Origin of the sequence: Candidatus Palauibacter sp. (assembly GCF_965216145.1) — a bacterium.
GTDB lineage: Bacteria > Gemmatimonadota > Gemmatimonadetes > Palauibacterales > Palauibacteraceae > Palauibacter.
In genome coordinates this window covers 1,889,574-1,910,554 of sequence record NZ_OZ244149.1, presented here as the reverse complement: position 1 = coordinate 1,910,554, position 20,981 = coordinate 1,889,574, and the positions used below count along the sequence as shown (strand labels likewise).

General features: G+C 68.5%; 18 protein-coding genes and 1 tRNA gene. 7 read left to right on the top strand and 12 right to left on the bottom strand.

What is annotated here, in order from left to right; translation table 11 throughout:
- Positions 1–5 precede the first annotated feature (5 nt).
- From ACOOHF_RS08375 to ACOOHF_RS08365, 3 genes are read left to right on the top strand one after another with little or no spacing between them, the layout of a single operon-like run.
- Positions 6–263 carry a type II toxin-antitoxin system VapB family antitoxin gene (locus ACOOHF_RS08375; protein WP_419934553.1) on the top strand — a complete coding sequence of 86 codons (258 nt, stop codon included), beginning with the start codon at positions 6–8 and terminating at the stop codon, positions 261–263.
- A gap of 20 nt (positions 264–283) precedes the next feature.
- Positions 284–646: a type II toxin-antitoxin system VapC family toxin gene (locus ACOOHF_RS08370; protein ID WP_419934552.1), complete on the top strand. Its 363-nt coding sequence runs from the start codon at positions 284–286 to the stop codon at positions 644–646.
- Between the two features lie 32 nt (positions 647–678).
- Complete coding sequence (locus ACOOHF_RS08365) at positions 679–933, top strand: type II toxin-antitoxin system Phd/YefM family antitoxin (protein ID WP_420464160.1); 255 nt, start codon at positions 679–681, stop codon at positions 931–933.
- Positions 934–1,081: 148 nt separating this feature from the next.
- Here ACOOHF_RS08365 and ACOOHF_RS08360 read toward each other — a convergent pair whose 3' ends face one another.
- The 3 genes from ACOOHF_RS08360 to ACOOHF_RS08350 form a co-directional block, all read right to left on the bottom strand.
- A complete protein-coding gene (locus ACOOHF_RS08360; RefSeq protein WP_420464159.1) occupies positions 1,082–1,771 on the bottom strand; it encodes a uracil-DNA glycosylase in 690 nt (229 codons plus the stop codon).
- Positions 1,768–2,475 carry an HAD hydrolase-like protein gene (locus ACOOHF_RS08355; protein ID WP_420464158.1) on the bottom strand — a complete coding sequence of 236 codons (708 nt, stop codon included), beginning with the start codon at positions 2,473–2,475 and terminating at the stop codon, positions 1,768–1,770. Before ACOOHF_RS08355 ends, ACOOHF_RS08360 begins: the two co-directional genes overlap by 4 nt.
- A gap of 64 nt (positions 2,476–2,539) precedes the next feature.
- Complete coding sequence (locus tag ACOOHF_RS08350) at positions 2,540–4,216, bottom strand: DUF885 family protein (protein ID WP_420464157.1); 1,677 nt, start codon at positions 4,214–4,216, stop codon at positions 2,540–2,542.
- 181 nt (positions 4,217–4,397) lie between these two features.
- Here ACOOHF_RS08350 and ACOOHF_RS08345 point away from each other — a divergent pair, with 181 nt between their 5' ends.
- On the top strand, positions 4,398–6,875 hold the full coding sequence (locus ACOOHF_RS08345) for a TonB-dependent receptor plug domain-containing protein (RefSeq protein WP_420464156.1): 2,478 nt from the start codon (positions 4,398–4,400) through the stop codon (positions 6,873–6,875).
- A gap of 7 nt (positions 6,876–6,882) precedes the next feature.
- Here the strand turns inward: ACOOHF_RS08345 and ACOOHF_RS08340 are convergent.
- Positions 6,883–6,956: transfer RNA gene (locus tag ACOOHF_RS08340), tRNA-Arg, on the bottom strand.
- Between the two features lie 240 nt (positions 6,957–7,196).
- Between ACOOHF_RS08340 and ACOOHF_RS08335 the strand changes: the two genes are divergently transcribed.
- Positions 7,197–8,519: an amidohydrolase gene (locus ACOOHF_RS08335; protein WP_420464155.1), complete on the top strand. Its 1,323-nt coding sequence runs from the start codon at positions 7,197–7,199 to the stop codon at positions 8,517–8,519.
- 16 nt (positions 8,520–8,535) lie between these two features.
- On the opposite strand, the gene ACOOHF_RS08330 is transcribed toward ACOOHF_RS08335, so the two are convergent.
- Positions 8,536–9,180, bottom strand: a complete 645-nt coding sequence (locus tag ACOOHF_RS08330; protein WP_420464154.1) for an outer membrane beta-barrel protein — start codon at positions 9,178–9,180, stop codon at positions 8,536–8,538.
- A 608-nt stretch (positions 9,181–9,788) separates the two neighbouring features.
- On the opposite strand from ACOOHF_RS08330, the gene ACOOHF_RS08325 reads away from it, so the two are divergent.
- Positions 9,789–10,964, top strand: a complete 1,176-nt coding sequence (locus tag ACOOHF_RS08325) for an ATP-binding protein (protein WP_420464153.1) — start codon at positions 9,789–9,791, stop codon at positions 10,962–10,964.
- Between the two features lies 1 nt (position 10,965).
- On the opposite strand, the gene ACOOHF_RS08320 is transcribed toward ACOOHF_RS08325, so the two are convergent.
- Positions 10,966–13,020, bottom strand: a complete 2,055-nt coding sequence (locus tag ACOOHF_RS08320) for a bifunctional aldolase/short-chain dehydrogenase (RefSeq protein ID WP_420464349.1) — start codon at positions 13,018–13,020, stop codon at positions 10,966–10,968.
- A gap of 176 nt (positions 13,021–13,196) precedes the next feature.
- Between ACOOHF_RS08320 and ACOOHF_RS08315 the strand changes: the two genes are divergently transcribed.
- On the top strand, positions 13,197–15,473 hold the full coding sequence (locus ACOOHF_RS08315; RefSeq protein ID WP_420464152.1) for a DUF5916 domain-containing protein: 2,277 nt from the start codon (positions 13,197–13,199) through the stop codon (positions 15,471–15,473).
- 21 nt (positions 15,474–15,494) lie between these two features.
- On the opposite strand, the gene ACOOHF_RS08310 is transcribed toward ACOOHF_RS08315, so the two are convergent.
- The 6 genes from ACOOHF_RS08310 to ACOOHF_RS08285 all read right to left on the bottom strand — a co-directional run bounded on the left by ACOOHF_RS08310 (position 15,495) and on the right by ACOOHF_RS08285 (position 20,877).
- Complete coding sequence (locus ACOOHF_RS08310; RefSeq protein ID WP_420464151.1) at positions 15,495–15,881, bottom strand: type II toxin-antitoxin system VapC family toxin; 387 nt, start codon at positions 15,879–15,881, stop codon at positions 15,495–15,497.
- Positions 15,878–16,126 carry a type II toxin-antitoxin system Phd/YefM family antitoxin gene (locus ACOOHF_RS08305; protein WP_420464150.1) on the bottom strand — a complete coding sequence of 83 codons (249 nt, stop codon included), beginning with the start codon at positions 16,124–16,126 and terminating at the stop codon, positions 15,878–15,880. Before ACOOHF_RS08305 ends, ACOOHF_RS08310 begins: the two co-directional genes overlap by 4 nt.
- A gap of 70 nt (positions 16,127–16,196) precedes the next feature.
- On the bottom strand, positions 16,197–18,251 hold the full coding sequence (locus tag ACOOHF_RS08300) for a S9 family peptidase (RefSeq protein WP_420464149.1): 2,055 nt from the start codon (positions 18,249–18,251) through the stop codon (positions 16,197–16,199).
- Between the two features lie 115 nt (positions 18,252–18,366).
- On the bottom strand, positions 18,367–19,446 hold the full coding sequence (locus tag ACOOHF_RS08295; protein ID WP_420464148.1) for a hypothetical protein: 1,080 nt from the start codon (positions 19,444–19,446) through the stop codon (positions 18,367–18,369).
- The gene (locus tag ACOOHF_RS08290) at positions 19,443–20,222 is read right to left on the bottom strand and encodes a carbohydrate-binding family 9-like protein (RefSeq protein ID WP_420464147.1); all 780 of its coding nucleotides are present in this window, start codon (positions 20,220–20,222) and stop codon (positions 19,443–19,445) included. The genes ACOOHF_RS08295 and ACOOHF_RS08290 overlap by 4 nt, the downstream gene beginning before the upstream one ends.
- A 169-nt stretch (positions 20,223–20,391) precedes the next feature.
- A complete protein-coding gene (locus tag ACOOHF_RS08285) occupies positions 20,392–20,877 on the bottom strand; it encodes a hypothetical protein (protein WP_420464146.1) in 486 nt (161 codons plus the stop codon).
- Between the last annotated feature and the right edge of the window lie 104 nt (positions 20,878–20,981).

Here is a 20,981-nt window from a genome sequence, read left to right as displayed (position 1 = left end):
GGATGATGAGCCTCAACATCAAGAACGAGGAGACCTGCCGGCTGGCCGACGAACTGGCGCGGCTGACCGGTGACACGAAGACGGGAGCGATCACCATCGCCTTGAAGGAGCGTCTGGAACGCGAGAAGCTACTGCGCGACGCGGATGCGCTCATGCGCGACATCCGCGCCATCGCCGAGCGCTGCGCGAAGCTGATCGGACCGGGAGTCGCTTCCACGGATCACGGTGACCTGCTCTATGACGAGCACGGACTGCCCAAGTGATCATCGACACATCCGCTATCATGGCCGTTCTGTTGGATGAACCCGACGGACTCCGTTTTCGACGGGCTATCGTGGAAGCTCGCTCACGTCGGATCTCGGCTGCGACGCTCCTGGAGGCCGCGATCGTCGTCGAGAGCAAGGGCGGGATCCGCGCAGGACATGAACTCGACCGTTTCATCGCACTGACGCAGATCGAGGTCGTTCCCGTCACCCCGGAGCAGGCGGCGGTCGCTCGGGATGCGTGGCGGTGCTTCGGCAAGGGAAACCACCCTGCGGGGCTCAACCTCGGGGATTGCTTCGCGTATGCGCTGGCGAGAACGGCCGGCGAGCCACTGCTCTTCAAGGGCAAGGACTTCGCGCTCACCGATATCGAAGTCGCCTGAAGACCCGTTCGGCTCCGGGCATGGAGAATCTGATGACCGAGTGGCCACTCTACGATGCAAAGAACCGGTTCAGCGCAGTGGTCGACGCCGCTGTGGCGGGCGAGCCTCAGCGCGTTACCCGCCGCGGCAAGCCGGCCGTGGTCGTGATCGCGGTCGGGGAGTACGAACGACTTCGTCGGTTGGAAAAGGCGAAAGCCCCCAGCTTCGCAGAGCTGTTGCTCTCGATGCCCGATCAGGGCGAGGAACTGGAACGGTTCAAGGTGATCCCGCGGCCCGTGGAGTTCTGATTGTTCCTGCTCGATACGGACGTGCTGTCGGCTCACCGCAGACCGGACCGAGCGCAGCCCGTCGCGAACTGGCTGGCCGGCTAGAGGAGTGTGGAACTCCCCCTGAGCGTTGCGTGCGCGTGCTGGACCCCTCCGGTCAGCGGCAGGCCTAGCCGGTCCATACGAGTTCGGCGCCGCGCGCCCAGATGGCGTCGAACATGGGCTCAGTGAGCGTGCCCGTGAAGGTGTTCTGTTGGCTCGGGTGGTAGGAGCCGATCAGCACGCGGCGTCCGATCTCGACCTCCACGCCGTGGCCGAAGCGCGGGGCGGGACGCGGCACAGCTTCGCCCCGCTCGCGGAAGATCCTCAGTAGCGCCGCAAAGGCGAATCCGCCCAGGGCGACGATCACGGGGGCGTCGGCGAAGAAGTCGAGTTCGCGCTCAAGGTAGCCGCGGCAGCGGTCGCGCTCCCCGGCGGTGGGCTTGTTGGCGGGCGGCGCGCAGCGCACGGCGGCGGTCACCCAGGCGGCCCGGAGCACCAGCCCGTCGTCGCGTCCGGTCGAGCCCGGCTGCGAGGCGAACCCGGCTCGGTGCAGGGCCCGGTAGAGCCAGTCGCCCGACCGGTCGCCGGTGAACATGCGCCCCGTTCGGTTGGCCCCGTGCGCGGCCGGGGCGAGCCCGACGATGAGGAGCCGCGCGGCCGGGTCGCCGAACCCCGGCACGGGACGTCCCCAGTACGTCTCGTCGCGGAATGCGGCCCGGCGTTCGCGCGCCACCCGCTCCCGCCATTCGACGAGCCGTGGACACTTGCGGCACGCCGTGACCTCGCGCTCGAGCGCGGCGAGGGACGGATGGGTCAAGCGAGCCCGCGCCCGGGAAGGCCGTGCTTCAGCCGGTACAGCAGCCCCTCGATCCGCTGCGACACCCGCACCGGAGACGGGAAGCTCGCCCGGTGCAGGGTGGCGACCTTCACGGAGCGGATCCCCGCCAGGTTGGCCGACGCGATGTCCGTGAAGTACTGGTCTCCGACCATGAGCGCGGCCTCCGGGCGATCCGCGAAATCGAGGACGTCGAGCGCGGCCCCCACGAGACGGCGACTCGGCTTCCGAATCGGCCGCAGCGCCCTGCCGTTCCCGGAAGCGTTCGCCGGATCCGAACGGCCCGAGGCTTCCGGCCCGCGCCATTCCTCCACGGCGCCGCGACGGACCCGGAACGCCGCCCCCGCCTCCGTCTCGTACCCGAGCACGATCGGCATGCCGGGGAAGATGCGCCCCAGTTCGGCGAATCGGTCCTCCTGGCAGTTGGAGACGATCGCGTGCCACAGCCCCGGCGCGCCGAGCAGGGCCTCGAACGCCGACGCCAGCGCCGGATCGACCCGGTCGGAGTGGTGCGCCATCAGCGTTCCGTCCACGTCCCAGAGGACGGCTTCGACCCCCAGATCGCCCAGCGTCCCGGGGCTGATCTCGTTCACCGAACCGAGATGGAAGGTCGGCCGGATCTCGCGCGACAACCGAGCCAGACGCGGGAGGAGCCGCCGCGAGGTCTGAACCCAGGTCGCGCTCATGCCGTGGCACTCAGGCAGCGCTGACGCGGCCGCGCCATGCGGAGGCTGGCCCGGCCCGGATGAGTCAGTTCGCCTCCAGAATCGCGTCCTTCTGGCCCGTCATCTCCCAGCGGGTGAGGACGATGGGGATGACGCCGGCATCCTGGAAGGCGTCGAAGAAACGCTTCACGCTGAAGTCCTCGCCCTCCTCGATCGCGAACTCCGCCAGCAGTTCCTCGATCTGGACCTTGCCGGTCACATAGCTGGTACCGTAGCCGGGTTGACGCAGGTAGAGGCTTTGCTCGCCCCGCACGAGGTCGCCGTCGGGGAGCCAGCCCCGCGGCGTCCACCGCATGGCGTGGGCGACGGCCTCCTCCATGTCGAACACGTCGCCGTGCAGGTAGAGGCCGCTGAGGGCACGGGCGGCCCGCTGCGCCAGCATGATCCAGGTGAGTTCGCGCGAGCGGGCCGAACCCTCGAGCAGCCCCAGGTGCATGAACATCTCCTCGACCCCCGTAGCGAGACCCTCCGAACGCGAATCGAAGATGTTGTACAGCGACGGCGTGGCCCGCATCGGGCTCCCGTGCGGGTCCTCGCGCATGCGCGCGAGTTCGATCCAGTGGTGCATGTGGGGCCGGAACGAGTCCGGGTCGCGGTAGCTGACCTCCGAGAAGAAGTTCCGGATCTCGCCGGGCTCCGCCGGGGTGAAGCTGCCGTTCACGGCGCGCAGGGCCGGGTCCATCCACGCCGTCGTCGTCTGCACCTCCTCCTCCTCGAGGAAGCTCATGTAGCGGTCCACCGACTCGTTCAGGCGTCGGTCGTATTCCTCCGGCGAGGCGATGCGCTCGAGTTCCGGCAGGTCGCGGTTGCGGTTCTCCTCCAGCCGCATCGAGGCGTGGGCGCGGGCGAGTTCACGCCGCATGATCGTCACCTGCTCCTCCCACGAGTAGGGGACGAGGTGCACGTTCTGCATGTACCAGGTGTAGTTCTCCGGGCCGATCCCGGAGGGGCCCGTGCGCGAGGGCGCCTCCTCCTCCAGCCAGGCGATGAACACCTCCGAGGCGGCGCGCGCGGCGGCGATGGCCTGGTCGAGATCGGCGCTCGTCCCCGCCACCCGGGCCGCGAAGTCGTCGAGATCCCTCACCTGCCCCCGGAAGGCCCGCACCCCGCCCAGCCAGAGGTCGCGCGCGTTCGAGCCGGCGAGGTTCTCGCGCGCCTGCTCGAGCAGCGCCGGGATGGCGGCGATCCTCGCGGCGAGTTCCGCGGCGTCGGCCTCGGAGAGCGGATAATCGTACGTCCAGAGGTCGATCCAGCCGTGGATCACCGGGCCCTCGTGCGCCGGCACGTCGCTCTCCGCCGCGAAGATCATGGCGTAGAAGGCGGGGTCGCGCGCCCAGGGGCGCCGCACGCGGTGATCGAAGTCGAGCCCGTTCATCTCCGCGCGTACGAGGTGCCAGTCGATCTGTCCCTCTACGGACCAGTCCTCCACGGCAAGCATCCGCAGCCGCGTCTGCCAATCCGGCAGCTCCGCCTGCTGGCGTGCCATGGCCGCCGCCGAGTAGTCGGGCACGCCGTCCGCGAACCCGGGCCGCTCGAATTCGCGCCATGCCTCGAACAGCTGAACGAGGTCCTCATGCGTGCCGGACCCCGAGACGTCGACGGGATCGACGGGATCGGTGGCGACCTGGACCATCAGGTAGCCGAGGACGAGAACCGCGACGGCCATGAGGATGAAGGATGGACGGAGTCTGCTGCGAGACATGATGCCTCCCGAATGGGGGTCGTGCGCACACCGGCACCGCTTATCATAATCATACCCAGAACGTGACAACCTGCCGAGGGGCGATCGCCATGAGTTTGCCCGTTTCGTCGTGCGTAGAGAACGTCGCAGTACCTCTCTTGACATGGAAACCACTCGCTACTGTTGGCAGAACGGAGTGATCATGAAGGCTTCTTCATTCCTCGTCCCGGCGGTCCTCGCAACCCTTGCTTCGACCGGCTCGACGTCGGCCCAGGAACCGCCGGACACGGTCGTCGTGGTCGAGGAGCTCGAGGTCGTAGTGGGTTCACGGGCAGGTGTCGCGGATCCAGCAACGCTTCCCGTCCCCGTGGACATCTACGGCGCCGAGGAAATCGCGCGCCTTGGGCAGATCGACCTTGCAGAGGTGCTGGGAAGCATCGCTCCGTCCTTCAATTCCACGCGGTTGTCCGCCGGTGATGGCGCGGCCCTCCACGTAGCTACGTTGCGCGGCATGAACGGCGACCAGGTGCTCGTCCTGGTCAACGGCAAGCGACGGCACGGAGTCGCATTTGCGAAGCTGCTCGCGGCGGCCGGGCAGGGGACGACCGGTACGGACCTGCGTGCCATTCCGGTCCACGCCATCAAACGGATCGAAGTTCTGCGCGAGGGTGCGGCTTCGCAGTACGGCTCGGATGCCATCGCCGGCGTGATCAACATCGTGCTCAAGGACGACGCCAGCGGGGTCAGCGCGGCCACCTTGCTCGGTCGAACATCCCGTGGTGACGGAATGAGGCTGTTCACTTCGGCCAACGCCGGGGTTCCGCTCGGAGACGGCTTCTTCAACATCACAATGGAGGTCGCGCGGCAGGAGGTCACGAACCGGGCGGGTGCCGCACCCACCTGCTTCGGTCCCGACCCGTCCTACGGCCCCTGTGCGGATGGTGGGAAGGTCATCCAGCTGCAACGAAACGGCGAGCCCGACTACAAGGGCGCGGCTTTCATGGCCAATGCCGCTGTCCCCGTCGGCGAATCGGCCGAGTTCTATGCCTTCGGGGGATACTCCGGGCGCGAAGCAGTCTCGGACGGCCTGTACCGCAAGGCGGACTGGGTGCCTCGGTCGGTCAGCTACGTCTATCCGGATGGCTTCTTCCCCATCGAGGAGTCCGACCTCATGGACAAGTCCGCCGTGGCGGGGCTGCGCGGCGACATGGGCGAGTGGTCGGGAGATCTCAGTCTCGGATTCGGACACGGCCGGTTCGCCTTCAACGCTGCGAATTCGATCAACCCGTCCTACGCGGCCGAGTTCCTGGCAAGGAACCCCGGGGCCGACGGAGCCTCCATCGCTGCCAACGCCGGACCCAGGAACACGTTCAGCGGCGGGCTCAACGTGCGCCAGTGGACGCTGAACGCCGACCTGACGCGGGAGGTTGAGGTGGGTTCGACCCCGGCGTTTCTGGCTGTTGGCGGCGCCTTCAGGAGGGACTCGTACTGGATGGAAGCTGGCGACCGGGCCTCGTGGGCGTGTGGACCGAGCGATACGCCCGGCAGCTTTCCGGCGGCCCATCACCAGAACGACGGGACGGCCTACGCAAGCTGCGGGATTCAGGGCTACCCTGGCTACAGCCCGACCTCGGCTTCACTGAGTGAACAGGACCGTAGCAGCTTCGGAGCGTATGCGGACATGGAGTTGCGCTCGCCGAGCGGGCGCACCCTGGGTGGCGCCCTTCGTTTCGAGAACTATACCGACGCCGGAAACTCGCTGACCGGCAAGCTGGCTGGACGCGTGGAGTTGGGCGAATCGGGCGCCGCGCTCCGCGCCGCAGTCTCCACCGGCTTCCGGGCACCGCGACTTCCGCAGCGGGGCTTCAACACGATCGGTTTCGTGGGCGGCAGCGAAGGTCTGGTGAGCACCGGATTCCTGCCCGAGGGCGATCCGATAGCGTGCTCCGACTTCGGGGCCTGTTCGCTGAGCCACGAGACATCGCTCAGCTTTACGGGCGGACTCGTCTATTCCAACGATGCCGGCCTGCTGGTGACGGCGGACTACTACCGTGTCGCTGTCAAAGACGCGATTGCCCTTACCCAGAGCCTCAATGCGAGCCACGGGCTTCGGCCCGGCGCGCAGTTTCAGGGTCGGCCGGTGGACGCCGTGGCGTTCTGGACCAACGCGATCGACACGCGCACACAGGGATTCGACGTCGCAGCGAGCTGGCGCTTCCGCGGCATGGACTGGGGGGCTGCGGACCTGTCGGCCAGCCTGCACCAGAACAGCACCAGGATCACCGCCAACCGCAACGAGAACTTCATCGGAGACACCCAGCACACCTTGATCGAGGACGCCCAACCCGGACGGCGGATCGGCGCCAGCGCCGACGTACGTTTCGCACAGGGTCTTGGTGCGAGGTTCAGCTTGAACCATATCGGTTCCGTCACCACCCCGTTCATCTTCGAGGAGAACGTCACGATCGACGCGGCGGCCATCGCCGACCTGGAGGTCAGGTTCCAGGTGGGCGACCGCATCCAGGTGGGCGTCGGGGCCAACAACCTGTTCGACCGTCTGCCAAACCGGCTCCCGGACGACGCCGTGGCTCAACTCTGGACGATGGAGTACCCCTCGGAGTCACCCTACGGCGTTGCGGGACGAATCTGGTACATGCGGGTTAACTTGATTGGGAACTGAGAGAGAGTGACCCCGGCTGGACTCGAACCAGCGGCCTCGGGATTAGGAATCCCGCGCTCTATCCACCTGAGCTACGGGGCCGGAGCGGAACCGCGTCACATGGGATAGACCACACGCCGGGCCCCGCACCGGGAATCTAGCGGGCGGGCCGGAGGGCGGCCAAGCAACCCACTCCGGCCCAGTCACAGCCAGCGGTTTGAAATCACCGCGCGAGGGAGAGAGATTGCGCCGACCTGCGGCTGGGAAGGCATCTTCTCGCCGCCACAGCGACGGGCCTCCGCGCCGACCGCGGTGTACCGTCAGTCTCGCCGGAGCCGTGACATGCAACCTGTAGACACGCTCATCCTCGGCCCGGTGGTCGTCACCATGGATGCGGGGGAACGGCTCCTCGACCCGGGCGGCGTGGCGGTGCGGGACGGCGAGATCGTCGCCGTGGGGAGGCGCGCCGAACTCGAGGGCTGCGACGCCGCCGAAACCGTCGACGCCACCGGACAACTCCTCATGCCCGGGCTCGTGAACGCGCATACGCATCTGGGCGACTCGCTCTTCCGTAGCCTGGTCGAGGAGTTGCCGCTGGAAGCCTGGCTCGAGCGCCTCTGGATTTCCGAGCGTGAGTTCGTCAGCCGGGAGAGCGTCGAGCTTGGGGCGCGGTTGTCTCTGGCCGAGATGATCCGGGGCGGGACCACATGCGCGCTCGACATGTTCTGGTTTCCGGAATCGGCCGCCGACGCCGCGATCGAAGCGGGCTTCCGGCTCGTGACCGGCCCGATCTTCTTCGACTTCGAGGGACCCGACGGGGTCTCGTCCCCAGACCGGGTCGCCATCGGAGAACGCTGGCTGAAGAACTACGCGGACGAGCCCCTGATCACGCCGTGCGTGCAGCCGCACAACCAGCTCACCGTGTCGCCGGAGGGCCTGCGGGCGGCGCGAGACCTGGCGGACAGCGCCCGAGCGCTCTTCCACACTCACTGCTCGGAGACGGCGACCGAAGTTCAGCAGACGGTCGAGCGGTTCGGGCGCACACCGGTCGCACACCTCGACGAACTCGGGATCCTCGACGGACCGACGGTCCTGGCGCACTGCGTCCACCTGACGGACGACGACATCGCCCGCCTCCGGAGCACGGGAGCGGCGGTCCTTCACAACCCCCTGTCCAACCTCAAGCTCGGGTCCGGGATCGCGCCCATTGCCCGGCTGCTGGAGGAGGACATCCCCGTGGCCCTCGGGACCGACGGCCCGGTGAGCTCGAACGACCTCGACATGTGGACGGCGATGCGCTTCGCCGGGCTGCTGCAGCGCGGAGCCCACATGGATCCGGTGCTCACGCCGGCCCGCGAAGTCATCCGCATGGCGACGACGGTGGCGGCGGATGCGTTGGGGCTGGGAGACCGGGTGGGTCGGCTGGCGGAGGGCTACCGGGCGGACCTCATCCTCGTCGACCTCGCGCGGCCACACCTCACGCCGATGTACGACGCGTACGCGCATCTCGTCTACGCGGTGGGCCGCGACGACGTCCGCTCGGTGATGATCGACGGCCGCTGGGTCATGCGCGACCGGACGCTGGAGACGATCGATGAGGCCACCGTCCTCAACGAGATGGGAGAGTTAGCCTCCCGGATCGAACATCACGCCGCGAGCCTGTAGCCGATCTGAGTCGAGCTCAGAGAGAAAAAACGAGCCCCGCCATAATCGAGAAGACACGGGTCTTGGCGCCCTCCAGATCCTTCAGCCCCAGGTCGTACAGGGCCTCGAGCGCCACGCCCATGCCGTCCGAAACACCGACTTCGACGCCGGCACCACCCGAGATCCCGAAGTCGGTGGTGCCTGACAACTCGACATCAGCTTCGTTGCAGTCAGCGCTGATGCTGACCCCCTCCTCGGCGATCGACGTGGAGCAGGCCGTCCTGAATCCTGCGAACGGTCCGGCCAGGAAATAGACGGCCACACTGCTGCTCTCCATGGGCAAGGCCGCCCTCGCGAGAGCCGAGAGACGGAAGTAGTCGAGGTTGAGTCCGGCCCGGACGCTCGGACCGAAATCGAAGATCGGGAGGGCGAAGCCGCCGCCGGCCTGGACGTAGCTCCCCGCGAATCGGAGGCCCAAGCTGCCCGAGACCGGGACGGTCGCGGACACGCCGAAGCGGATCCCGGACTGAACGTCCTGTTCCACCGTCGCGTCGAGATCGGAGAACGTCGCGCGGGTCAGGCCGCCATGCAGGCCGACCGTGGTCTGTCCAGAGAGGATCGGGACAGGCGAAACACAGGCGGCCACGAAGAGCACTCTCAGCAGACGGCCGGGGCGTCTCACAATATGACTCCTACGGGGGACGAGAGGGGCGGGTCCACGAATCGTGGCCGAAGCTACCTTCTTCTTGTGGGGACGGCAAAACGGACCACGCCATTTAGGATGGATCGCGCGATCTGGTGGAATCCTCGGCTCAGGGGATACCGTCGTTCGCTGATTCGATGGCGGGGCGGATGCGTTCCTGAGGGGCGGTCCAACTGGACAGTTCCGGGCGTTTCGTGCAGCGTCCAGCCGTTGAATACGGAGATGAGGTCGTACTCGGGGACGACGTGGAGGAACTGTCCTCCGTACCCGTTCCCCGCGAACACGCGGGCCAGCATCGATGTCGGCGAGCAGCGAGTCGATCGCCGCCGGATCGACGCCCTCGGCCTCGGCCGTGGAAACAGGCCACGCCTCGCCCGGCCAGCCGGGCCCCTCGGTTCCCGTGTCCGAGGCACAGGCCGCGAGAGCGAGCACACCCGTCAAGAGAAGGGTCTTCGTCCCCGTAATCTCATGATTCCTCGATCTCGTGGATGTGCAGATTGTCATTTCGATTGACAATCGGCGCACGACCAGCCAGGATGGGCGACGTCATTGTGCTTGCACTTCCCTGGGATTGGAGGACGGGAACCTTGCCCGTCATCGATCGCAACCTGGCGGATCCGCTCCGCCGACGATTGCGTCACTATCCGGTCGTCACGGTCACCGGCCCGAGGCAGTCGGGCAAGACCACCCTGTGCCGCACCGTGCTGGCCGATCGCCCCTACGTCTCGCTCGAGAGCATCGACATGCGCACCTACGCTCGGGAGGATCCTCGCGGCTTCCTGGGGGGATACCGTCACGGCGCGGTGATCGACGAGGTGCAGCGGGCGCCGGACCTGACTTCGTACCTGCAGGGTGTTGTGGACGAGGACCCCGCACCGGGCCGTTTCGTGCTGACGGGGTCGCAGCATTTCGGGCTGGCCGAGGCGGTGAGCCAGTCGCTCGCCGGCAGGGTGGGCATCCTGCATCTGCTGCCTCCGGGGCTTGACGAACTGGCGCGATTCGGGGGGCCACCCCCCAGTCTGCTGCGGGCGCTGTGGACGGGGGCCTATCCACGCATACACGACCGGGGGATCCCGGCGGACGTCTGGTTGCGCGACTATCTCGCGACCTATGTGGAGCGCGATGTCCGGTCGCTGCGGAATGTCACCGATCTGGAGGCGTTCTCCGGTTTCGTGCGGCTGGCCGCTGGACGCACGGCCACGGAAGTCAACCTGTCGGCACTGGCCGGCGACGTCGGCGTACGCCACAACACGGTTCGGGCCTGGCTGTCGGTGCTCGAGGCGAGTTTCCTCGCCTTTCGAGTATCCGCTTACCGCCGGAATGTGCGCAAACGCCAGGTCAAGGCGCCCAAGTTGCACTTCCTGGATACAGGGCTTGCCTGCCATCTGCTGGGGATCCGGTCGCCCGAGGAACTGCGCCATCATCCCCTGCGAGGGCAGATCTTCGAAAGCTGGGTGGCGTCCGAGGTGTTCAAGGCGGCGGCGCACCGCGGCGAGGATCCTCGCCTCCACCACTACCGGGCTGCGGGCACCGAGGTCGACCTCGTCGTCGACCGGGGATCGCGGCTCATCCTGGTCGAGGCCAAATCGGGCAGCACGGTTGCGCCGCGCTTCTTCTCGGGCATGCGCACGCTCGGGGACGCGCTGGAGAAGTCAGAACTGACCGTCGAACGGCGTCTCGTCTACGGCGGCGATCTCCGCCACCAGCGCGGTGGCACGGAGATAGTGCCGTGGGACCGGATGCTGGAGATTGCCTGGGACTGAATCAGCGGAGGGCGGCGGCCACGTTGCCGCCGTCCACGGTGAGGACGGCGCCCGTCGTCGCGCGGGCGAGTGCCAGGGCCACAAACGCCTGGGCGACATCTTCGGCGCGGACCTCGCGGCCGAGCAGGTTGCCGCGCATGTAGGCGTCCTCGCTCACGCCGCGTGCGTCGGAGCGGGCCGAGATCATCTCGTCGGTGAGGACGCCGCTGCGGATGCGGTCGGCGTTGACGCCGTTCGACCGGATCCCCTCCCACCCGTGCTCGATCGCGTACTGGCGCACGAGTCCGAGGGTCGCCGCCTTCGGGAGCCCGTAGGGGCCGAAGTCGGGGCCCGGGTTGACGGCCTGCTTCGACACGTTGAAGAGCAGGCCGCCGCCCGTGCCCTGGCCGCGCATGATGCGGACGGCGGCGCGGGCCACGCGCTGGTGGGCGAAGAAGTTCAACTCGAAGCTCTCCCGCAGCACCTCGTCGGAGACGTCGGCCATCGGACCGCGCCAGGCGGCCCCGGCGTTCGAGACGAGGATGTCGACCCCGCCGAAGCGGGCGGCGACGGTGGCGAACGCGCGGTCGACGGACGCGTCGTCCGTCACGTCGCATGGGACGGCGAGCCCCGCTCCGGCCTCCGCGGCGGCGTCGAGCGCGGGGCCGGGGAGGTCGAAGAGCGCGACCTCGGCGCCGGCGGCCCGGAACGCGGCGGCCGTGGCCCGGCCGATCGCGCCCGCGCCGCCCGTGACGACGACGACGTGACGGGCCAGCGCCTTCTCCTTCGCGCCGGCCAGTTTCGCCTGTTCGAGCGACCAGTACTCCATGTCGAACAGTTCGGCCTCGGTGATGCTCTCGAAGCGGTCCATGCGCTCCGCGTCCGTGATGACGTCGACCGTGGTCTCGGCCAGGTCGGCGGCGGCCGATGCGGCCCGGGCGTCCCGGCCGCTCGCGAACAGGCCCACCCCGGGCACCAGGACCACGCGCGGGCTCGGGTCGAGCATGCGCTTCGTCCCGCCGTAGCGCGGGTTGTGGCGCTCGAAGTAGGCCGCGTAGGCCTCCCGGTAGGCGTCGACCGCGGCCCGGGCCTGCCCGGTCCAGGCGTCGAGGTCGCCGGCGGGCGGCGCGGGAAGCACCACGGGCAGCGGCTTCGTGCGGATCGCGTGGTCCGGCGTCACCGTGCCGACCTGGCTGTAGCGGGACAGTTCGGCGCCTCCGACGTAGGCCACAATGGCCGGGCTGGCCCGGTGTTCCAGGATGAAGCGCTCGACGTCGTCAGCCTTGTCGCCCCGGGTGTTCGCCAGCATCCCGCGGATGGCCGGCGCGATCCGGCTCGCGGAGGCGACGGGGCCGGGGGGTTCGGCGGCGGCGAAGACCTTCCGGCGGCCGCGCTCGATGCGCGCCTCGGCGAGGCTCACGAACTCGATCATGAGTTCGTAGGCCTCCCGCGCCGTATCCCCGAAGGTGAACAGCCCGTGCTTGAGGAGCACCAGCCCCTCGGCTCCGGGGTGCGCCTCCGCCGCCGCCTTTGCCGCCTTCGCAAGGTCGAAGCCGGGCATGATGTACGGCACGATCGCGGCCCGGTCGCCGTAGACCTCGCGGCAGATCTCCTCGCCGTGCGGCTGGTCCGTCAGCACCAGCGCCGCGTTGGCGTGCGTGTGGTCGATGAACCTGCGCGGAACCCACGCGTGCAGGAGCGTCTCGACCGACGGGTTCGGCGCCTTCGAGTCGAGCAGGTTGCGGCGCTGCAGGTTGACCATGTCCTCGTCGGAAAGGGCGTCGATCCCGGCCAGCGCCAGGAGCGGGTCGAGCTGGACCGCCGGTAGCCCGGGCGGCTCGATCGTCCCCATGTCCCACCCGCTCCCCTTCACGTACAGCACATCGAGTTCAGCGCCGGTGACGTCGCAGGCCCGCCCCTTGACGGACGTATTGCCGCCCCCGTGCAGGACGAGCCGCGGTTCGGAGCCCAGGAGCCGCGTCGTGTACACGCGCAGCGCGAGGTCCTCCCCGACGCCCTCGGCCCCATACCGCTCGATGAACTCGGCGGCCTGCCGGTCCTGCCACGCGCTCTTCATGTCGTTCTCCCCGTCGTCCAGAGTCTGCCCCACCGCCGCGCAGACGGTATGGGGATCGCCGAGACGCGGCCAGCGCAGGACCACGGCGGGCTCCGGGTCGGCGCGGTGCGGCACGCGAACTCACACCGTAGGATGGGGCTGTCCCGGCACCGGGCCGGGCGGTCCCCGGAGATCCGATGACTTGGCCTCACAGCCCCGTCGTCCCCGTCGTGTTCGCAGCGTCGCTCCTGGCACTCCCCGCCGCCGCCCAGGACCCGCCTCCCCGCGGGGAGGCTGCGGCCGGCGTCGCATCCCTCCCCCGCCCCACCCTGGTCGCGCGCGCCCTCACGGCGCCGATCCGGCTGGACGGGGTGCTGGACGAGCCCGCATGGCAGGCGGAGCCGACCACGGGCTTCATTCAGGCCGAGCCGGACGAGGGACTCCCGGCGACCGAGCGCACGCACGTCTGGGTGGCGCACGGCGACGGCAACCTCTACGTGGCCGCCCGGTTGTACGACGAGCAGCCCGACCGGCTCGTCGTCAACGACATCCGCAAGGACTTCGACGACCGCGTGCAGGATGCGTTCGCCGTCATCCTCGACACGTTCCACGACCGGCGGAACGGCTACGTGTTCGTGACAAATCCCGCCGGCGCCCGGGCCGACCGCCAGATCGCCAACGAGGGCCGCGAGATCAACGCCAGCTGGGATGCCATCTGGCGGGTCGAGACGGCCCGCGCGGACGACGGCTGGACCGTGGAGATGGAGATCCCCTTCCGGTCGATCCGCTCCGCCGCCGCCGGCGACGTGTGGGGGATCAACTTCAGCCGCCGCATCCGGCGAAATAACCAGATCGCCTTCTGGGCGCCGGTGCCTCGCTCCTACGGCCTCACCCGGCTCTCGCTCGCCGGCACGCTCAGCGGGCTACCCGAGACCCGCAGCGCCGGGCGCGACCTCCGCTTCACGCCCTACGCGCTCGCCAACACCGTCCGCGGCACCGGCGGTCCCTCGTTCGACAGCGAGCTGCAGGGAGGCTTCGATGTGAAGTGGGGCCTCACGCGGGGGCTCGCCCTGGACCTCACGGTTAACCCTGACTTCGCCCAGGTCGAGGCGGACGTGCAGCGCGTGAACCTCACCCAGTTCAGCCTCTTCTTCCCGGAGAAACGACGGTTCTTCCTCGAGAATTCGGGACTCTTCTTCGTGGGCGACCAGGCGCGGAACACCCGCGGCAACCTCCTGCCGCGCGTGGACGAGGATCTCCTCCCCTTCTTCAGCCGGCGCATCGGCCTCACGGAGGATGGGAGGACGCAGCCGATCCACGGTGGCGCGCGTCTCACGGGCAACGCGGCCGGCTTTCAACTCGGCGCGATGGCGATGCGCACCGGCGATGTGGAGGGGGTGCCCGGCAGCGACTTCGGGCTCTTCCGCGCCCGCAGAAATCTGTTCCGGTCGTCCGAGATCGGCGGAATCCTGATGTTCCGGCGCGCGACCGATGGGGGCGGGGAGAACTTCAACCGGATCTACGGAGGCGACACCAACATCCGCTTCCCGCGCGAGGTCGATCTCAGCGTCTACTACCTCGCCTCGGACGCGAAGGGCCCGGGGGGAGAGGAGGGGACCGCGCCAGCGTCCGCCGACGAGCGAGGCGGCCACACCGTCCGAGCGTCGCTCGGCCACGACGGCAACTTCCTGCACTTCAAGCTCGCGTACATGGAGATGTCCCCGGACTTCCAGAACGATCTCGGCTTCCTCCGGCGCACGGGATTCCGGAAATACTTCGTCGACTGGGGCGTCCGGCCCCGTTTCCAGTTCATGCGGCGGCTGGGCGTGCGGGAGACCCACCCCCACCTCGAGTGGCACTATTACGATGATCTCGACGGCCGGATGCTCGCCAAGTGGCTGCACACCGGCGTCACATTCTTCATGAACAGCGGGGGCAACGTCCAGATCCAGGTGGACCCGCGCTTCGAGCGCATCGACCGGCCGTTCACGCTCGACCGCCGCATCGACCCCATCCCGCCGGGATCCTACAGCTGGGCTCCGTGGTCGCTGACGGGGGGGACGGACGCAAGCCGCATGTTCTCGTTCCGCTGGCGCGGCACGCTGGGCGCACTGTGGAGCGGGACGCAGAAGACGCTGTCGCTGACGATGAACTTCAAGCCGTCCCACACTTTCCGGGCCTCGGTGGCGATGACGCGGACGGACGCGACGCTGGACCTCCCCGACGCCAGCTTCGTACGGACGCTGTGGACGGTGCGGACGAACTATTCGTTCAACCCCGACATGTTCGTTGACGCGCTGGTCCAGTACGACGCGGCGAACAACGTCTTTAACTCCAACGTGCGCTTCAACCTGATCCACGCGCCGCTGAGCGACCTGTTCATCGTGTGGAACGAGCAGCGGATCACGACCGGCGACGGCACACCCCCAGGCCGAAGCCTGACTCTCAAGCTCACCCGCATGCTGGCTTTCTGAGACGGATCCCCGGGGAGACCGTCACCAGAGGACGGGCGCGGGATACGCGGAGATCGCCTCGTCCGGAGTTACGATCGTCAGTCCGTGCAGGATGGCCTGCGAGACGAGCCCGCGGTCGAACGGATCGGCGTGAAGGGCGGGCAGGAGCACATCGTGGGCCGCCGAGGCCTCGTCGAAATCGAGCGGCTCCAGCCCCAGCCACTCGCGGCGGCTGGATACGTATCGGGCGGGAGGTTCGGGAAGTGGCAATCGGCCGATCCGATACTTGATCGCGACTTCCCAGGCCGAGAGGGCGCTCAGATAGACCGTGTTGTCCGGGTTCGCGCAGGCAGACCGCGCTGTCGCCGTCAACTGCGGGTCCGCCGCCGCCAGCCAGAGGAACGTGCACGTGTCGACGAGCAGCTTCACGGCTCGTCGCCGACGCCTCCGAACGCCCGCAGAAGGTCATCGGGCAGGGGCTCGAAGAAGCTCGCCGGCACCGTCATGCCACGGTCGATGCCGATGGGCCGTTCGCGGGCGGGCGCCGCACGAAGCGGGCGGATTTCCGCGATCGGCACGTTCCGGCGGCACAGCGTGACCGTCTCCCCACGCTCGACCCGTGCCAGGTAGCGGGACAGGTCCGCCCGCACCTCGGCAATGTTGACTCTGATCATGTACGGAAACCTATACAACTATCTGTACATATGCAAATGTAGCCGCCAAGGTCGGGCGCCACCGCCGGACTCAGCCGCCGGCGGTGGTGACGGCCTCCTTCTTGTCCGGGTGGACGGGAGAGGTTTCCCACTCGTACTCCTCGTCCAGTACCCACTGGTAGTACCAGTCCAGTTCCACGTTGACCTTGAACAGCCGCTGCTGCAGTTCGACCCAGCCGTGCCCCTGCTCCGGCGCGACATAGAGGTGGGTCGGCACGCCGTTGTGCTTGAGTCCCTGGTAAAGTTCGACCGACTGCGGCATCGGCACGCGCTCGTCGTTCTCCCCGACGAGGACGAGGGTCGGCGTCACCACCTTGTGGAGGTCGAACAGCGGCGAGTCCGCCATGTACTGCTCGATCGGGGCGTCCTCGGACCAGGGCGTGCCCCCGAACCACGGGGTGCGATAGATGCGGACGTCGGACTGCGCGTACATCGACATCCAGTTCACGGCGCCGGCGCCGGATGAGGCGGCTTTGAAGCGGTCCGTGTAGGTGATGATCTTGTTCGTCATGTGGCCGCCGGCGCTCCAGCCCATCTTCGCCATGCGGTCCCCGTCCACGAGTCCGCGGTCGACCAGGTGGTCCACCCCCGCCATGACGTCCTTGTGCGCCTGGTCGAAGTAGTTGCCGATCATGTTGCGCAGGAAATCGTCGCCGTACCCGGTCGACCCGCGATAGTTGGGCTTGAAGACGAACCAGCCGCGCGCCGCGAGCACGGCCTCATAGTTGCTCGAGCGCGAGAACCCGAACTTGTCCGAGGACGGCGGCCCGCCGTGCGTCTGCACGACGAGCGGGTAGCGGACGCCCTCCCGGTAGTCGATAGGATAGAAGACCAGACCCTCGACCTGGACCCCGTCCTCTCCCGGATACCGGACGGCCTCGACCCGGGGGAGGAGGAACTCCGCAGCGAGATAGTCCAGGACGCGCGTGACCTGCCGCGGCGACCCCGAGCCCGCCATCGCCCACAGATCCCCGGCGCTGGTCGGATTGTTGATGGAGAAGAGGTGGGTGCCCGAGGCGGGGTGATAGTCCCAGGCGCCCACGGCATGATCCCCTTCGGTGACCGGCTCGGCCCGGCTCGCATCCGAGGCATCGGCGGGAACGGAATAGAGCTGCTGGCGAACCCCCGTGTTGGCGCGGAAGAAGATCGTGCGGCCGTCCCGCGACCACATCGCCGCATTCACATCGTAGCGCCCGCCCGGAAGCACGGAGACGGGCCCCCCGCCGTCCGTGGGGACGACGAACAGCCGCTGGTTGAAGTAGAAATCGCTCAGTTCGTCGTTCGTATTCGCGATGAAGAGCGCGTATCCGTTGTCGGGGGAAAGGAAGGCGTTGACCTCGCCCACGTGATTGTCGGTGATCCGCCGCGCCCCCGATCCGTCGGGGGCCATCACCCATAGCTCCGAGTTGAGCAGGTCGTCGTAGAGGGCGGTGGGCGCCAGTTGTACGAGGAGCAACATCCCGTCGCGCGAGATCGAATAGCCGCGCACCATCATTCCGGGCTCCGTCACGCGCTCCGCCGCGCCACCCTCACTCGGCACCCGCCACAGTCCGCTCGGGCGCCGGTCCTCCTCGTAGCGGAAGACGTTGTCGTTCACGGCCTCGCGCGCCTTCTCCGCCTCGGACTTCTCGTCGACCGCCACGAAGAAGATCCACGCGCCGTCGACGGACCACGCGATCGAACTGGTCGGCGTCGGGTGTTCGCTCACGATCCGGGCCTCGCCGCCGCGGGTCGGCATCACGTAGACCTGGTTGCGCTCCGTGTCGTGACGGTTCGCCACGAACGCGATGCGCGATCCGTCCGGCGACCAGCGGGGGGTCGATTCACCGTCCTCGCCGTTCGTCATCTGCACGCTGCCGGAGCCGTCCATGGCGACCCGCCAGACATGCGAGACCGTTCCGTTGGCCTCCCAGTCGGTGTCCCTCCGCACGTACAGCACCTCCGATCCGTCCGGCGAAATGCGGGGATCGCCGAGGCCCGGGATGTCGATGAGATCGACGATCGTCATCGCGCGGCGTTGCGCGGCGAGGGGGACGGCGGTGACGAGGAGGGCGAGGATTCCGAGTCCGATGATGCGGCGAGACATGGCATACTCCTGCGGTTCGCGGTGGCTCAACGCGGTCCATCGATGTTGGTGGGCCTGTCCCCGGGGGACAAGGGTACGTCGGCTCCCGGCGCCCGCCCGGCGGGGCCCGCCGGGGTCAGGACACCGCGTCGCGGAGGGCCGCGAGGTGCTCGTCCGTGAGACCGTCCATCTCGAACGTGGAGACCCCTGACGCGCCCGCCCGCCGGGCCGTGGCGACCGCCTCCGCCAGCGCGGGAGGATCGAGGGAAGGCAGGTAGAGTCCGGCGTTCAGCGGCGTGGCGCCGCCAGCGGCCCGAAGCGCGGCGACGCCCTCGCGCACGCCGTCGCCGATCCAGGGGATATCCTCCAGGTAGAACCCCTGGTAGAGCATCGAGAAGAAGCGGTCGAGCGGCCAGCGGTCCCAGTCCTGCCGCACGAGACGGCGCGCGATGGAGGGGGTCGGGAAGACCGCTGCCGTGATCGGCTTGCCGTTCTCGTGCGCCGCGTCCGCGAGTTCCCGGACCGCGCCGGTCACGCTGTCCCAGCGGAAGCGCCGCCAGGCCTCGTCGGCCGTCGGATCGGCGATCTCCACCGGATCCCGTCCGTCCAGGGCGGCGAACTGCTCTCGGCAGACCTCGCAGTAGCAGAAGTCGAACTCCGGGTGCTCGACATCCTGCACGAGGTCGTACCTCTCCCACAGGCCCCGGGGCAGGATGACATCGCAGTGGCGAACGTAGTCGAGATGGACGCCGTCCACCGCGGGGTTGGCCGCGAGTTCGGCGATCCGTCCGCGCAGGTACTCGCGCACCGGCGCGCGCGAGGGACAGACCCACCTGTAGTACCCTACGTAGGGTGGGTGCTCGAGCGAACTCTCGAGATTTCGGCTCACGGTGAACCATTCCGGGTGGTCCTCCTGCACCCGGGCGTCCCCGTTACGGTTGAGCGTCCAGAACCAGCGGTGGTACTCGAGCCCCTCGGCGCGGGCGGCCCCGGAGACGAGTTCGATATCGCCGCCGCCCACGAGGACCGCATGGAAACCCGCCTCGCGCAGGCGGGCGAAGAGACGGCGCCACTCGGCCGCGTCGCGGTCGCGGTTCCCGTGCACCCACGACCAGAGCGTGAAGGACGACTCGGCGGGGGTCGGGGTCGCGCAGGCGGGCAGCGCCCCGAGGACGACAGCGCTCCCGGCGCTCCGGACGAAGTCCCGCCGTCTCATCGAGATGTCCCTTCCCGGGCGAGCGTCGCTCCCGCGCGGGGCCTCGCGCTCGTGCCGGACGCCGCGCCCGAGCCGGGTTCCGACGAATCGACGAACCGCACCGCGCCCCACATCTCCGGGATGTGCATATCGATCTCGCCCTGCGGCGACCACACCCAGTTGGCTTCCGGATGGTCGCTCCAGTCCCGGGGTTCCCGTTCCTTGCGGTACTCCCCGTCCACGATCTCGAGGGGCCACTGCACCCGGGAGAAGTTGACGCGCCAGGTGTCTCCGGCCCGGGGAGGGCGAGCCGCGGCCTCCGGTGGTGCCCCGGGTGGACGGAGCGCGGACCAGGGGATCGCGATCTCGACGAACCAGCCGGCGTCCTCGTCAGACGGATCGTTCAGCGTGCCGTCGAGGCGGACCGCGGTGCGAAGCCCCTGCATATCCCAGCCGACGTTGGCCTTCCCCTTGCGGCTGTAGGGCCTGTCGAGGAAGAGATCGAACTCCGTCCCGAGCGCGTTGATCTCGAGTTCGTAGTAGGCGAGGGCGTCGCCGTCCGGATCGAGGAAGACCTCGAAGTCGTGCTCGTGGTACACGATCGCGTCGCGGTCGGCGAGCGTGGCCCACAGGTGGGGCTCCTCGAGTTCGGCCCCCACGTACAGGTAGCGCTCGTCCCATGTGACTTTGGCGCGCGTGGTCAGGGCGGGCTCGGGCCAGTCTTCGCCGCGGATATCGACGAAGGGTTCGGTCCAGGGCGCGTTCCGCCACGCCGCGTCATCCAGCACCCCGTCCACGGCAGGCGGAGTCGCCGCCCGTGGCGCCTCATACGAACGGACAGGTGGCGAGGAGACACGGGGCGAGGATCGGGCAGTGGCCGAAGCAGGCGGCAGAAGGGCCGCGGCCACCATGACCCCGAGCACGGGGATCGCCGGGAGCAGATGACGGCGGGATCCCGGCACCCGACTATCCCCCGGTCGCGGGGAAGACTCTGAAGATCCCGCTGAAGGCGGGGGTCTCGGCGACCCGTTCCCCCTGTTCGTCGAGGATCCACACGTTGGCCCGGTAGTAACCCTGGAAGGCGAAGGTAGTGAGCGTCAGGCTCTCCTCGAACGACTCTCCGGACTCGAGTCTCACCATGTTCGCTCTCACGTCCGCCGCCGTGGCTCCGCTGCCGCAGCGCAGCCGCGGGTTGTACTCCTCCTCGAACTCCCGCGAGAGACTCGTCACGCCCACGAGCTTGGTCGAGCAGGCGTCCTTGAAGATCGGACGCGATGAAACGTTCCGGGTCGTGAACGTGACCGGCTGCGTCCTCTGGTACTCAGCCCGGTTGACGCACACCTCGGCCCCGTGCCGCGTCGCGCACAGCTCGGCCGAGGGACCGGTCACCTCCTCGCCGCACGACAAGACCACGGTAGCGGCGATCATCGACCCGAGAAAACCTCGTGACATCTTGCGTCTCCGGGCGCTCTTCCAGTTTAGTTGTTGGCGGAGGGGAAGACGGTCGAGTTTGGGCGAAACGGTTGCCCGCCGCAACTTCGCGATGGAGTGTAGTC